Annotated in this window: 11 protein-coding genes; 10 read left to right on the forward strand and 1 reads right to left on the reverse strand. The window is 46.9% G+C overall.

Annotated features, from left to right (window positions below; genetic code table 11):
• A partial coding sequence (locus tag QZT80_RS19005; protein ID WP_367112880.1) for an ABC transporter permease occupies window positions 1-465 on the forward strand: 465 nt, incomplete at its 5' end.
• Between the two features lie 127 nt (window positions 466-592).
• Window positions 593-1,369, forward strand: a complete 777-nt coding sequence (locus tag QZT80_RS19010) for a WG repeat-containing protein (RefSeq protein ID WP_295125715.1) — start codon at window positions 593-595, stop codon at window positions 1,367-1,369.
• 19 nt (window positions 1,370-1,388) lie between these two features.
• On the opposite strand, the gene QZT80_RS19015 is transcribed toward QZT80_RS19010, so the two are convergent.
• Window positions 1,389-2,300 (reverse strand): hypothetical protein, encoded by a 912-nt coding sequence (locus QZT80_RS19015; RefSeq protein ID WP_295125718.1) that lies wholly within the window; start codon window positions 2,298-2,300, stop codon window positions 1,389-1,391.
• A 227-nt stretch (window positions 2,301-2,527) separates the two neighbouring features.
• Between QZT80_RS19015 and QZT80_RS19020 the strand changes: the two genes are divergently transcribed.
• The 8 genes from QZT80_RS19020 to QZT80_RS19055 form a co-directional block, all read left to right on the forward strand.
• Window positions 2,528-3,094 (forward strand): RNA polymerase sigma-70 factor, encoded by a 567-nt coding sequence (locus QZT80_RS19020; RefSeq protein ID WP_295125721.1) that lies wholly within the window; start codon window positions 2,528-2,530, stop codon window positions 3,092-3,094.
• Between the two features lie 95 nt (window positions 3,095-3,189).
• Window positions 3,190-4,182: a FecR family protein gene (locus QZT80_RS19025; protein WP_295125725.1), complete on the forward strand. Its 993-nt coding sequence runs from the start codon at window positions 3,190-3,192 to the stop codon at window positions 4,180-4,182.
• Between the two features lie 222 nt (window positions 4,183-4,404).
• Window positions 4,405-7,806 carry a SusC/RagA family TonB-linked outer membrane protein gene (locus QZT80_RS19030; RefSeq protein WP_295125728.1) on the forward strand — a complete coding sequence of 1,134 codons (3,402 nt, stop codon included), beginning with the start codon at window positions 4,405-4,407 and terminating at the stop codon, window positions 7,804-7,806.
• Between the two features lie 17 nt (window positions 7,807-7,823).
• Window positions 7,824-9,200: a RagB/SusD family nutrient uptake outer membrane protein gene (locus tag QZT80_RS19035; protein WP_295125731.1), complete on the forward strand. Its 1,377-nt coding sequence runs from the start codon at window positions 7,824-7,826 to the stop codon at window positions 9,198-9,200.
• Between the two features lie 11 nt (window positions 9,201-9,211).
• The gene (locus QZT80_RS19040) at window positions 9,212-9,910 is read left to right on the forward strand and encodes a DUF4843 domain-containing protein (RefSeq protein WP_295125732.1); all 699 of its coding nucleotides are present in this window, start codon (window positions 9,212-9,214) and stop codon (window positions 9,908-9,910) included.
• Between the two features lie 34 nt (window positions 9,911-9,944).
• Window positions 9,945-11,429: a PKD-like family lipoprotein gene (locus QZT80_RS19045; RefSeq protein ID WP_295125735.1), complete on the forward strand. Its 1,485-nt coding sequence runs from the start codon at window positions 9,945-9,947 to the stop codon at window positions 11,427-11,429.
• 10 nt (window positions 11,430-11,439) lie between these two features.
• Complete coding sequence (locus QZT80_RS19050; protein WP_295125738.1) at window positions 11,440-12,546, forward strand: TlpA disulfide reductase family protein; 1,107 nt, start codon at window positions 11,440-11,442, stop codon at window positions 12,544-12,546.
• Between the two features lie 1,555 nt (window positions 12,547-14,101).
• A partial coding sequence (locus QZT80_RS19055) for a hypothetical protein (protein WP_295125741.1) occupies window positions 14,102-14,307 on the forward strand: 206 nt, incomplete at its 3' end.

Here is a 14,307-nt window from a genome sequence, read left to right on the forward strand (position 1 = left end):
CGTAAAGCGTTACCCGCGGCATCTTTTGAATACCAGTTCCTCGACCAGTTAAATGCCCGTGAATATGCACAGGAGCAACGCTGGCGTACGATTATTTCGATAGCGGCCATACTGTCGGTGTTGATTTGTGCTTCGGGGCTGTTTGGTATGGCGCACATGGCCGTGCAGCAGCGTTACCGCGAAATAAGCGTTCGTAAGGTACTGGGCGCCAGCGTAAGCGGCATTGCCATTTTGTTCTCCAAAGATTTGTTGAAACCGGTATTGCCAGCTTTTCTGCTGGCCGCCCCCGCCGCCTGGTGGGTAATGCGGTATTGGCTGCAACAATTTGCTTACCAGGCCGATATTACCTGGTGGATATTTGCCGCAGGAGGCTTTTTTGCCACCGTTACAGCTTTGGCCGCCGTGTTGTCGCAGGTATTACAAGCCGCCTGGGCCAACCCCTTAAAGCACCTGCGCGCCGACTAACTTATCTGGTTGGAATTTACTTATTAACAGGTATAGCATCTCCTTCATACTACCACTACCTTTGCGACGCCCGGTGCAATTGCCGGGCGTCGCTCATTTTAAAATCTCCCTCAGAAATAATTTACCTATGAAATACATAATTGCTACGCTGTTACTCAGTTGCGGCGCCACCAGGTTTGCCTATGCCCAGGAGTTAACGGTCGTGAAAAATGAATTCTCCGGTCTTTATGGTTACACCAACAACCAGACCGGTAAAACGGTGGTAAAGCCTAAGTACGAAGCTGTAAAAGAATTTAGTGAAGGTTTGGCCTGGGTACAGCATCATGGTAAGTGGGGTATTATAGATGTGGCTGGCAAAGAAGTGGCTCCCTGCACGCTTAAATGCGCCAACCAGTCGTCTTTCGCTGAAGGATTTAGCCGTTTCTCCGAAAATGGGAAGTATGGTTTTATCAATAATAAAGGTGTAGTGGTAGTAACCCCGAAATATCAGCAGTGTACTGCCTTTCGCGAGGGATTGGCCAGTGTGGTGGTGAATGGTTATACGGGTTATATTAATACAGAGGGTACAGAAGTTATTGCCCCGCAGTTCGATTATTCGTTTGGATTTTCGGAAGGCCTGGCGGTAGCCGGGTTAAAAGGTAAAGCTGGTTTTATTGATAAAACAGGCAAAGCGGTAATTGCTCACCAGTACGATGCGGCCTATCTTTTCCGGGAAGGACTGGCAGCGGTAACGCTCAATGGTAAACTTGGTTTTATTGATCAAACGGGTAAAGTGGTTATTCCTTTAAAGTTTGATGCGGTAAATACGGACTGGCAGTTTGTTTTTGAAAAGGGCAAAGCCATGGTGTACCTGGGTGGTAAAAAGGTGTGGATAGATAAAGAAGGAAATGTACAAGGCGTTTAAAATTCCCGTTTTTTATGCCTTATAGTTCCAGCACTTTAAAATTACCCGCGTAAGTAAAGCGATACCGCTCGGTGTCGCCCGTACTCCAGTCGATGTGGCCGCGCAAAACAGCGGCCAGGGAAACGGCGTATTGTTTAAGGCTGCCTTCGTGTTGTGCAAACAACGGGTGGTTTTGGGAGATACGCACAAAATGGTTCATATCGTTATTATGCAGCTGGGTGGTTTGATTAACCGCCCCTTCTACCGAAAGGTGGTCGTCGCGGCGGATGACCTGAACGATATTGTGTGCGTTTTCTTCTTCTACTTCGCGGCACAGCGAAAAGAGGTCGGATGCGCAGCAGAGGGCGTTGCGGGCGAAGGTGGTAAGATCTTCCAGGGCGGGTTCGCGCCAGGTTGCTGCGGGCAACTCTATATTTTCGATCACACTTATCAGTTGAATAACCGGGTGGGCAATACCCAGGTAGGGCCGCTTCTGGTAGAAGTAGGCGATGCCGGGCATGCGGCCCAGGGTTTTGTTCTGAGAGGCCCATTGCGCAGTGTCGAACATTTTTTGCATCCCCAGCTGAAATTCCTGTTGCCAGGAGCGGCTGCTGACCGCCTGCAACTGTTCCCAGGCATCGGAGAATGCCGCATTGATACCCGTGTTTTCCCGGATAACCAGCCGGTTGTGCAATATGGCCGAGAGTTCGTCGGTGGCCGTAACTTCGTCGTGGATGGCAAATAACAGATGCATGAATTTATCGGCCAGCAACAGCCGTTCCTTTGTTGCCGTGGGGTAACACCGCGCGGTGAGCATGCTTAACTGGTGGTTAGGCATGTGCAGCAGCCGGAACCTGCGCCGCCACTTAAGCGTTTCGTAAGCCGCTACTTCGGCCAGCGGGTTCATTACGCCCGGAAAAGGGCAGTATAACTCGGGAATTGTGATCTTCATAACCGTGGTTATTTGGGATAGTTAATTTACAAAAAAATACTGCTGATTGTATGCAGTGCTGCGAATATTGGTCGTATTTTGACTGGTTCTGCCTGTATTTTAACATTATTGTTACTAAACTTGATAATATTTTTTATCTTGTTACCGCTACAATTTTAGAGAACGTAAGTGAATAGACGAGCATAAAACCAATACCAGCCATTTTATTGAAATTTTAAGCGTAGAGTATGGGGGCAGTGTCCGGGCGACAATCTAACAGTGAAGAGCGGTTCAACCAACTATTTAATACCTGCCGGGAAAGGGTGTTCGGCTTCGTATTCCTGATCGCTAAAGATCATGATGCGGCCGAAGAGCTTACCCAGGAGATATTTCTTAAATTGTGGATCTGCCGCGATACGTTGCATGAAATCGATAATCCCGAAGCTTACCTGTTTACCATCGCCCGTAATAAAACACTCAATTATCTCCGTAAAGCCGCCAACGACGTACAGTTTATGAAAGAACTGGCTTCACGTATGACGCCTGCCCGCAACGATGTGGAGGAAACGGTGATTTCCCGGGAATACGACCAGCTCCTTCACCAGGGTGTGGCGCAGTTATCGCCGCAGCGACGGATGGTGTACGAGTTAAGTCGTACCGAGGGGCTTAACCACGAAGAAATAGCCTATAAACTAAATATCTCCAAAAACACCGTGAAGAACCACCTGGTAAAAACCCTGATGTTCCTGCGCCGTTACCTGCTGGAGAATACGGCGCACACCTCTGTTATCCTCGCTTTTTTACTGTTCAGGTAAAGAATCTTCCTTTTTCTTAAAAATATTTTAACAAAGAGTAGTCCTTGTTAGATTTTCATGTGTCCTTGTAATGGCAACCTTAATGTTGCCATGTTATGAGGCTTACGTTACTATTCCGCAAATACCTCGCAAATGATTGTACCCCCAAAGAACTGGAAGAATTAGTAATGCTGTTGCAGCAGGAGCATTCTTCGAACACGCTGGATAAGGAAATGCGTGCAGTTTGGGACCATTTGCAGGCGCATACGCAATTGAAGCAGGTTAATTGGGAGGCTATGTTGCAACGCATTCAACAGCAACCGGTGATATTGCCGGCTAAACAGTCCAGCATCCGTAAAATGGTGTTATGGACAACAGGGGTGGCGGCAGCTGCGGCGCTGGCATTTGCCGGCATCCGCTTGTTGAATAAACCAGCCGGTGTAGTGCCGTTGGGAACACCGGCCTATGCCCTGGTGAAGGCTGATACGGGCAAACAGTTCGTTTACCTGCCCGATGGAAGTACTGTTATATTAAATACCGGCAGCAGCCTGCGTTACGCGAAAGCATTTGGTGAAAATGCAGGCAGCGAACGGGAAGTGGTGCTGGAAGGAGAGGGGTATTTTGATATTAAGGAAGATGCCTCGCATCCATTTACGGTACGCTCCGGCGAGTTAAGCACCCGCGTATTGGGCACAGCGTTTAATGTAAAGGCTTATCCCGACGCTCAAAAGATAAGCGTTACGGTAACACAGGGTAAAGTACAGGTGAATGGCAAAAACGAGGAAACCCTTGGCCTGCTTACTGCAAACGAACAAATTGTGTTTGACCGCACCGAAGAAAAGTTTGCAAAACTGGCGGTAAACGCGGTGAAAGAAGTAGCCTGGAAGCCTTCGGAACTGTTTTTCGACGACAAAACGCTTGGCGAACTGGCGGCTTTCCTGGAAGCGAAATATGATTGTGAAGTGAAAATAGTTAGTGAAGAAATAGCGCAAAAGCGCATATCTGTAACAATCGGGGAAAAAGATCCGCTGGAGGAAATACTGGCCATTGTGGGCGAAGTGACCGGCATCAGTTATACAATCAACCAAAAAGTAATCACTATTAAATAAAACCAAAATCATGTATCAAGCCAACAACGAACAAAAACCACCATGAGGCCTGATTAAAAAGCAAACATCCCGGCTGCCACCGAGATGTTTGTAAAGGGTTTCAAATAAAAACAAGTCTGCATTATTCAAAACTTATCAACCAAAAATATGAAAATTTTTAGGTATAGGGAATTGCTGTTCCTATATAAGACTTCTGTTTCTTCTTATTGTAAAGTACGGTTTATGAGATTTGGCTTCATTGTAGCAATGCTGGGATGTACTACCCAGCTATTATTCGCCAGCACGACGAAGGGACAAACTATCGAAGAAACGCCCGTTTCTGTCAATATTACTAATCAACCATTACTGAGCGCATTAAAACAAATTGAGCAACAAACCGTTTTTCGCTTTGCTTATAACAAGCAGCAACTGAACGCTTTGCCGCCACTTACCTATTCTTCCAAAAACGCCAGTGTGCGCCGTACGCTGGAGCAGTTGCTGAAGAGCAGCGGGTACGGGTTCCGGCAGCTGGATAATAAGATCATTATTTTCCAGCAACCTGTGGCGAAGTTGCCCTCCGGTAACTTCGAAACGCTGGTGGAAGAGCCGGCAGAGGTTGTGCAACAGGAGCCGGTAAAAAAAATAACCGGTGTTGTGATCGACGATAAAACCGGCGAACCTGTGATTGGTGCTACTGTGATGGTAAAGGGCCGTACGGTAGGCACCACCACCAATGTAAAAGGCGAGTTTTCTATCGAAACAACGCCCGGTTCTACGCTGGTTATTATGTCGCTCGGTTTTGAAAAACTGGAAGTGATCGCTGCAGGCAGCCGTGTAAACGCCCGCCTGAAAGTAAGTGCCAAAACCCTCACCGATGTGGTGGTAACTGGTTTATATAGCCGTCCCGCACAAAATTTTACCGGCGCCGCCACCGTACTTACAAAAGAGAATCTTTCCAAAGTAAGCAACGGTAACGTGTTGGCCGCTATCAGCGCGTTAGACCCGTCTTTCCAGATCCCGGAGAACATCGGCGTAGGTTCTAACCCGAACGTACTGCCTGATGTGCAGATCCGCGGCGGCAACAGCATTGTAAATCCAAGTGCGGTAGGAACAGATGTACTGGGCTATAGCAACAACAAGGTAAACCAGCCGCTGTTTATCCTCGACGGTTTCGAAGTATCGATGCAGCGAATTTTCGACCTGGATATCAACCGCATCGCTAAAGTTACCATTCTTAAGGATGCAGCAGCTACCTCTATCTACGGTTCCCGCGCTGCCAACGGTGTGGTAATTATGGAGCTGATGACACCACAGGACGGTAAACTACGCGTTTCCATCAACAGTAACTTTTCTATGGAGCTGCCCGACCTGCGCGATTATGACCTGCTGAATGCCCGCGAAAAGCTGGACCTCGAAGTGAAAGGGGGTATTTACAAATCGAGCATTAATGCCGAGCAGGAAAGACTGAACGTTTTATATAATGCCCGCCTTGCACAGGTGCAGCGCGGTGTTAATACTTACTGGTTGTCGCAGCCGCTGCAAACCAGCTTCGGCGCCAAACAAAACCTGTATATAGAAGGTGGTGGTAACAATGCTCTCTATGGCGTATCGCTTACCTACGATAAAAGAAACGGTGTTATGAAGGGCTCCGACCGTGAAAACTTTTCTGCCAATACCTACTTATCCTACCGCCTTAAGAACTTCCAGTTCCGTAACGATCTTACACTGGGTTATAATAAAGCTAATAACTCTCCATACGGTACTTTCCAGGACTATACGATCCTGAACCCGTATTGGGCGCCGCAGGATGCAAATGGCAGAACGAGTCTTTACCTGGAGGATTATTCCTACAGCAACGGTTCTATGCAGGTCCCGGGCACACTGCTGAATGCGCGTGTTACCAACCCGCTGTACAATGGCAAACTGGCCATCACCGACGGAACCCGTTACCAGAACATCATGAATAATACCAGCATACAGTGGACGGTAACCGAATGGCTGCGCCTGAATGGCCGCCTCTCTGTACAAAAACAAAACGATTCCTACGGTAACTTCCTGCCACCAGCGCATACTAGGTTTGCCGGCCTCACGGCTACGCAGTTTAACGAACGTGGCTCGTACCGCAAAGTGGACGGTAACCGCACGAACGTAGATGGTAACTTCACTGCCGACTTCAACCGCCAGTTTGGCCAGCATATGTTTTTTGGTACCGTGGGTATGAACTTCCAGACTAACAGCCTGCAGTCTACAGACATGACGGTAACTGGTTTCCAGAACGAACGTTTAGATAACTTCTTCAACGCGGTGCAATATCTGAAGGATAGCAAGCCTATTGGTGTAGAATCTAAAAGCCGCCTGGCCGGTTACCTGGGTAACCTTAGCTACGCTTATAATAACCGTTACCTGCTCGATTTCTCCTACCGCCTCGATGGTTCGTCGCTGTTCGGTTCCGATAAACGTTTCGCCAACTTCTGGTCTGTTGGTGGCGGCTGGAACATTCATAACGAGAAGTTTTTCCAGAACGATTACATCAACCAGCTGAAACTGCGTTACTCCTTCGGTTATACCGGTTCGCAGAAGTTCGACAGCTACCTCGCCCTTACCACCGCCCAATACTACCAGGTTCCTTACGCCGGCCAGTACGGCCTGTACCTGCTGGGTTATGGCAATAGCAACCTCGCCTGGCAGCAAACTCAGAAAAACAACTTCGGTGCCGACATTACCGTGCTGGATAAAGTAACTATTCGCGGTAACTACTTCATCGAAAAAACACAAGGTGCCCTGGCTACGATCAATACAGCGCCATCTACCGGTTTTCCTTCTTATAAAGAAAACATGGGCGACCTCACCAACAAAGGCTGGGAAGCGTATTTCAACTATGCGATCTTATCACGCAAACGCGATAACATCAATGTATTCGCCAACTTCTTCTCTTCTAAAGGTGAATATACCCGCCTGTCTAACTCTTTAAAGGCGTTGAACAAAGTGGCCGATACTTCTACCTCCACCAAACCACTGGTGCGTTATGCCGAAGGGATGTCGCCAACGGCTATCTGGGCGGTGCAGTCCAAAGGAATTGACCCCGCTAACGGCCGCGAAATATTCGTGACCAGGGATGGTAAAGAAACTAACACTTACAGCACGGCCGACCAGGTAATTGCGGGCGACGCACGCCCTAAACTGGAAGGCACTTTTGGTACTAACCTGGAATTGAACGGCATTGGCTTTAACGTGTACATGCGCTTCCGTATTGGTGGACAAACCTATAACGAAACCCTGGCCGACAGGGTGGAGAATGCGAACATCCGCTACAACGTAGACCGGAGGGTGTATGAAGACAGGTGGCAGAAGCCCGGCGATCATACCTTCTTTAAAGGTATTGTAACGCCAGAGGGTTATGCGATCGGTACCACGCCAACACTGCCTACTTCCCGCTTTGTGCAGGATTACAGCTACCTGGCTGCCGAAAGTGCATCTGTATACTACCGCTTTACCGACAACTTTAATAAAAGAACGAAGTTGAGCAATACCAAAATATCCTTTTATACCGGCCAGCTGTTTAGACTTAGCACGGTGAAACAGGAAAGGGGACTGTCCTATCCTTATAGCCAGTCGTTCACGCTTTTATTGCAAACTTCTTTCTAATTAATTAAGCTATTGATATGAGGAATAAAATATTTTTGGCGATACTGTTATCCATCGGGATGATGTCCTGCAATAAATGGCTGGATGTTAAACCTTCGGCCCAATTACCGGAAGATGAGATTTTCGCCGACGAGCAGGGATACAATGATTTAATGCGTGGCGTTTACACAGGCATGTCTGAAAAGCCGCTTTATGGCGAAAAGCTGACGATTAGTTTTATGGATGTAATAGCGCGCCGTTACAGCAACACGGTGACCAATACTTTTCATGGCTATTACTTTTCCGCCTACCACCAGTATACCGAAACGCAGGTGAGGCTGACTATTAACGGCATATGGTCTGGTATGTACGCCCGTGTGGCGCAGTTAAACCTGCTGTTATCTAAAATAGATGGTGGCCGTAATGTGTTTGCCACCGAGGCCGCTTATAAGAAAATGAAAGCAGAAGCCACCGGGTTACGCGCCTTCCTGCACTTCGACCTGCTGCGCATGTTTGCCCCTTCGTACGTGGCTGATCCGCAGTATAAGGCAATTCCCTACATGAAAGATTTTACCGTAAAACCTGCTGCCAGCTTAACTACTACTGCCGTTATCGACAGTTGCCTCAGCGATCTGGCAACTGCTGAAGCGATGATGGCCGATACTACTGTGGGTAATGGTTATACGTTTAATATATGGGCGGTACGTGCCACCATGGCCAGAATTTACCTGTACAAAGGCGATAAGGCCAACGCACTGGTATATGCTAAAAAGGTGATCGATGGTAAGAACTTTCGTTTTGTAAACGCAGCAGAAGTAAACGCTGCCAATCCCGATCGCGTATTGCCCATGGAGTGCATATTCAGTTTATACACCTATGGACTTAATACTACTTCCGACATTTTCTTCACAGAAACAGCTAACGGTATTGCCTCCCCTAATAACAGCTACCTGCTGGTGCCCGATGCTACAATTAAAACCGTATACGAAAACGCTGTGCAGGGTTATGGCGGCGACCCGCGATACAAACTCTGGTGGGTTGCCGGAACCGGTTCTGTTACACGTTACATGGCCAAGTTCTATAAAATAGCCACGGCCTCACAGTACCGCATGCCACTCATTCGCCTGTCAGAAATGTATTTGGTAGCTGCCGAAGCTGCGCCTGATGTAGCTACCGCTAATGCCTACATGGATGCGTACAAGGTAACCGGCCGCTTTTTGCCAGCCGCTATCAGTACTACTTCGGCACAGGTACTTACGGAAATAGGGAAGGAGTACGTGAAAGAGTATTATGGCGAAGGCCAGCTGTTTTACTACTATAAAAGGAACAATATCCAGGTGCCTGCCGCCACGGCAACAGGCAACGCCCTGTTTGTATTCCCCATTCCGGAAGATGAAATTGAATTCAGGTCTTAATCCTTACTTACATGAAAGCATTTGCATATAAAATACTTGGATTGATGCTGGTTATTGTTTCGGTTGCCAGCTGTAAAGAGAATGATGATCTTTCTATGTACGAGAACGATCCTAAAGTATATTTCTGGGGAGGTGTAAACACCGTTACCGCAGACTCTATCGGCTACAATTTCATATTGCTGCCCACGAGCCAGACTAAAGACACCATATACCTGCCTTTACGTATTATGGGCGATGTGGCGGATTACGATCGGGAAGTGGAGTTGGAAATAGTAGACAGTTCTTCCGCTAAAGAGCATATCGTATTCGAGATAGGCCCTAAAAAGGTAAGGGCTAACAGTTTTACCGATTCAATACCCGTGTACATCAACCGCACACCGGATATGACTACCAAGATCCTGAAGCTATACGTGAATTTACTGCCTTCGAAAGATTTTAAAGTAGGGTACGATCAGTACAAAGACTTCAAAGTATCTATCACCGATCAGCTGGTGCCGCCTACCTGGAGTTTTACGTTCGCGGCCGTGTTCGGGCAGTTCTCGATGGTGAAGTTCCGCTTTATGGTGGCTACGTTGCAGCGGGTAACATTCCCCAACCTGCCTTCGGAACTGGCTGCTATGGGGTCTAAATGTAAAGTGGCCCTGGCCGCCTACGAGGCCGCCAACGGACCATTGTATGATGAAAATGGCCTGCAGGTAGTATTCCCTTAAAGTCATCATTTATTATCAACCTTAACAGTAAGTAATGAAATTATCTAAATATTTAAGTCTTATTCCGCTGGTAGCTGTGGCTATGCTTATGCTACAGGCCTGTTATAAAGATAAAGGCGATTACGATTACAAAGACCTTAACAAAGTAACGTTGGGTGATACTTCGGGCCTCGAATACAGCGTGCTGCAATTCGATACACTGAAGTTAAGTCCGGATATCTACGCATCACAGGATGTGCCCATCACCCGCTACAAGTTCGACTGGACGGCCCGTGCCATCGATGCTACCGTTGCCAGCCAGCATTTCGATACGGTTCAGTTGTCTAAAGACTACCTGTTTAACAAGCAGGTAAGCCTGCCTGCTGGTGATTACCGGCTCATTTTTACCGTTACCGATACCGCTACCGCTGTTAGCAGTTACCTGTGGTATACACTGCACGTAGGTTCGAACTACAGCAGGGGATGGATGTTTGTTGAGCAGTTTGCCAATGGCGGCGATATAAGCATACTGGCCCCTACCGGTAAAGTGTTCCATAATATTTACGAAAGCTCTAATGGAGTTAAGCTGCCGAAAACACTGCACAGGGTAGATATGAATATACGCATGTCGCCGAAGGAAGTGTTTTTACTAAGCGATGATCAGGGAGTAGAAGTGAATGTGACCAGCTTTGTAAATATCGGAGGTTTTGCCAAATGGTTCTTTAACGTGCCGGCTACCCAGAAGCCAGGCCGCAACCACCTTGTTTCCAATACTGCCGGTCAGGCCGGTGTATTGATCAATAATGGATTGATACATGTAAAACGTTACGGCGGTTTCCCAGGTCCGTACCTGTATGGTTCCGAACTTACGCTCGACAATAAGGTAGAATATTCGGCTGCGCCCTATATCATGGATGGCGACTTCAACTCATCCCGCTACATTGCCGCGTTTTACGATAACATGGGCAAACGTTTCATTGGCCTTCGTTCCGATGCGGTAGGTATTGGCGGTAACGTAGTGCATTTCCCTACGTTTGTTGCAGGCGATGCGTTTGATGCAAATAATGTAGGCATGACCCTGCAGCATGCAGGCCCATCTCCCGCCAACTATATTCACAGTGCTATTCTGAAAGATGCCGCCGGCGACTCGTACCTGTTCCAGTTAAACCTGGGCGTGGCTGCCAGTCCCAGGCTAAAGCAAAAGATGAATGCCACCGGTATTGCGAATATGACCGCCGCCGCCAACTCCGTATTACTCGAATACATTTATTATGCGGAAGGTAACAGGATCAGGATGTATGAGATAGGCCCCAATGCCGAATCGCTTATCTACACGCTGCCAGCAGGCGAAACCGTTACCGCTATGTGCATCGATCCCGCTATCTCCACATCTACCCTGATGGTGGGTACTTACGATGGAACAACTGGTCGTGTATATGAATTTACCCTGAACGTGAATGGTAAATTTACCGGCGATACTTATGTGAATAAGTACGAAGGCTTTGGCAAGATCGTTAACATGAAATATAAAATACAGTAAAAAATAAACCATGAAACTGAAACCAACTATTGGCGGCGCTTTGCTTTTGTTAGCCATTTCGGCAGGCGCGTCGGCTGCTTACAAAGTGAAAATCGTTTTTAAGGAAAAGCCGAAGAACGATACGATATATCTTTCGTATTCAAAAGGCGATAAACGTATACTTGATTCAGCTGTAGTAAGCAAAGGGCAGGTGGTGTTCAGTCCGGCCGTAGATGCTCCGCTGGCGGCGTATTTATATGTGAAGGGCGACAGGGGCGGTCTGCCGTTTTTCCTGGAGAATACAACCGTAACAGTAGAAACCAAAGACGGTACGTTTACCAATGCCATCACAAAAGGCGGTAAACTGCAGGCCGAATACCAGCAATGGAACACAACCTGGAGTGGTATTACTGCCGATGCCGGTAAAATATACCGCGCACTTGATTCTGCTACGCAGCAGGGTAAAGTAAAAGCTACACCAGAATTTGATAAATGGAAAGATGATGCTTTTGAGCAATTAAACGTTCGCACCAGTGCGGCCGTTGCTGCAGCAGTAAAAGCCAATCCATCTTCGCCGGTAACAGCTTTTGCTATCCAGAGCCGTTATGTGGATTATCCAAACATCGAGAACGCCACAAAGTATTTTGATCAGCTGAGTGCCGCCGGTAAGAGTACCGTTTACGGTAAGTCCATCAAAAAGTTCCTGGACGTGCAGAAAACCACCGGTATAGGTGCCACCCCCGCGTTCAGTATGCCCGACGCCAACGGTAAAACCGTTAGTCTGGCCGACTTCAAAGGACAGTACGTACTGGTAGACTTCTGGGCCAGCTGGTGCGGCCCTTGCCGTGCAGAGAACCCAACGGTAAAGAAAGCTTACAGTCTTTACAGCGACAAAGGTTTCACCGTACTCGGTGCCTCGCTCGACACTAAAAAAGACCTCTGGGAAAAAGCCATCGAAGCCGATGGCCTCACCTGGGCGCACATCAGCGACCTGGAAGGATGGAAAAGTCCGGTAGTAAAAGAGTTCGGTATTAACGGTATTCCTTTCAATTTCCTGGTAGATAAACAGGGGAAAGTGATTGCGAAGAATTTGAGAGGCGAGGAGTTGCTGAAGGCATTGGAGAAGTTGGTAAAGTAGCAGTTTAGTTTTTGCTAAGATATGGGGCCGTCTTCGTTGGGAGGCGGTCCTTTTTTTGTATTCTCCGCTTTCGCCCTGTCGTTCCTGCTACTCTTAAATCCACGTCGCTGGTTCATCATATATATAATCCTTGCAAACTCAGAGAGCGTTATCTTTTTCCTGAGTGCTTTGTGCCATATCAATATACCGTCTGGTCGTCAGGACTTTCACACCGACAAATAAAAGTTGGGCTTCTTGTTATAGTGGAAGGAGAAAGCGGAGATAATTACTTATTTAAAAATTAGGTTCCTCCGGCACTTATTTGGAAGAGCTGCTGGTTATAGAGAATTCTCCAAGTTTAGATTAAAACTGGCTACATTTTGGTTAAGCATAAGTTAATCGATTGATTGTGACAGTTTAAATTTAATTATGAAAATCATTTGCTCGTACCTGGCAATTTAGATAGCAATCCTCCCCATCCTTCCCCAGTACTTACTTTTAGGTATTTTTGCCCCAAACCGGTGAAAACAGGCTAAAACATTTGATAATTAAAATTAATATTATACCTTTGTATCATGTAAGACAATAACGGTTTTCAAGCGTATTATGGAAAACAAAGGGACACTTATTTTAGAGGAAAACGAGGCCTGAAAAGCAGGCAAATCTGTTACGAGCAACTGACATCCCCTATCGCCTAACTACCTATGCAGGTTATTATCATCTAATTGCTGTTTCCCGTTTTGTGTTATTAAGGAACTTATATTAAATTCCTATTTGAACGTACCTATTTATCCTATTACTATGAGTAATTATTTATGTATTGCGGTACGCGTACTTTTCGCGTCCGGAATAGTCTTTGCGGCGTCCAACGTGTGTGCGCAGATGAAGATGGGCAACAGGGCCTATTCCTAACGAGTTTTGTATTAGAATTGGGGTATAACGCCAGTGTTTATTACTGCCGCGCGTTTAACCGGGGGCTTGCTGCTGCCCTGCTTCAATGTAGAAACAAAGGGACACTTATTTAGAGAAAACGATGCCTGAAAAACAGGCGAATCCGTTACGAGGAACTGACATCCCTATCGCCAAACTACCTATGCAGGTTATTCATCATTCTATTGCTATTTCCCGTTTTGTGTTGTAAAGTGAACTTGTAATTAAATTCCTATTTAAACGTACCTATTTATCCTATTACTATGAGTAGTATTTATGTACTGCGGTACGCGTGCCTTCGCGTCCGTAATGGTCCTTGCTGCGTCCAAAGTGCGCACGCATATGAAGATAGGCGACAGGCCCTATACGATTAACAAGCTGCTGAATTAGAATTCGACATTGACCGCAGGTTTATTACTGCCGCGTTTAGCGGTTGTGCTTACCTATGCTCTGTTTAATGTAAGGGACAATTATTTTAGAGAAAACGATGCCTGAAAAACAGGCGAATCCGTTACGAGGAACTGACATCCCTATTGCCAAACTACCTATGCAGGTTATTGATCATTCTATTGCTATTTCCGTTTTGTGTTATAAAGTGAACTTTTAATTATCTACCTATTTAAACGTACCTATTTATCCTATTACTATGAGTAATCCTTTACGTACTGCGGTACGCGTACTTTTCGCGTCCGGAATGGTCCTTGCTGCATCCAATGTACATGCACAAATGAAGATAGGCGACAGGCCCTATACTATCAACAAAGCTTCTGTATTAGAACTCGAAAGCGACCGTCAGGGTTTATTACTGCCGCGCGTTCAACCGGGTATGCTTACTTCTGCTCCGCTTAATGC

Origin of the sequence: uncultured Chitinophaga sp. (assembly GCF_902168175.1) — a bacterium.
Classification (GTDB): Bacteria; Bacteroidota; Bacteroidia; order Chitinophagales; family Chitinophagaceae; genus Chitinophaga.

Excerpts from the sequence above, each read along its gene's own strand:
- QZT80_RS19010 (WP_295125715.1), top strand. The coding sequence starts at position 593 with ATGAAATACATAATTGCTACGCTGTTACTCAGTTGCGGCGCCACCAGG.
- QZT80_RS19015 (WP_295125718.1), bottom strand. The coding sequence starts at position 2,300 with ATGAAGATCACAATTCCCGAGTTATACTGCCCTTTTCCGGGCGTAATG.
- QZT80_RS19020 (WP_295125721.1), top strand. The coding sequence starts at position 2,528 with ATGGGGGCAGTGTCCGGGCGACAATCTAACAGTGAAGAGCGGTTCAAC.
- QZT80_RS19025 (WP_295125725.1), top strand. The coding sequence starts at position 3,190 with ATGAGGCTTACGTTACTATTCCGCAAATACCTCGCAAATGATTGTACC.
- QZT80_RS19030 (WP_295125728.1), top strand. The coding sequence starts at position 4,405 with ATGAGATTTGGCTTCATTGTAGCAATGCTGGGATGTACTACCCAGCTA.
- QZT80_RS19035 (WP_295125731.1), top strand. The coding sequence starts at position 7,824 with ATGAGGAATAAAATATTTTTGGCGATACTGTTATCCATCGGGATGATG.
- QZT80_RS19040 (WP_295125732.1), top strand. The coding sequence starts at position 9,212 with ATGAAAGCATTTGCATATAAAATACTTGGATTGATGCTGGTTATTGTT.
- QZT80_RS19045 (WP_295125735.1), top strand. The coding sequence starts at position 9,945 with ATGAAATTATCTAAATATTTAAGTCTTATTCCGCTGGTAGCTGTGGCT.
- QZT80_RS19050 (WP_295125738.1), top strand. The coding sequence starts at position 11,440 with ATGAAACTGAAACCAACTATTGGCGGCGCTTTGCTTTTGTTAGCCATT.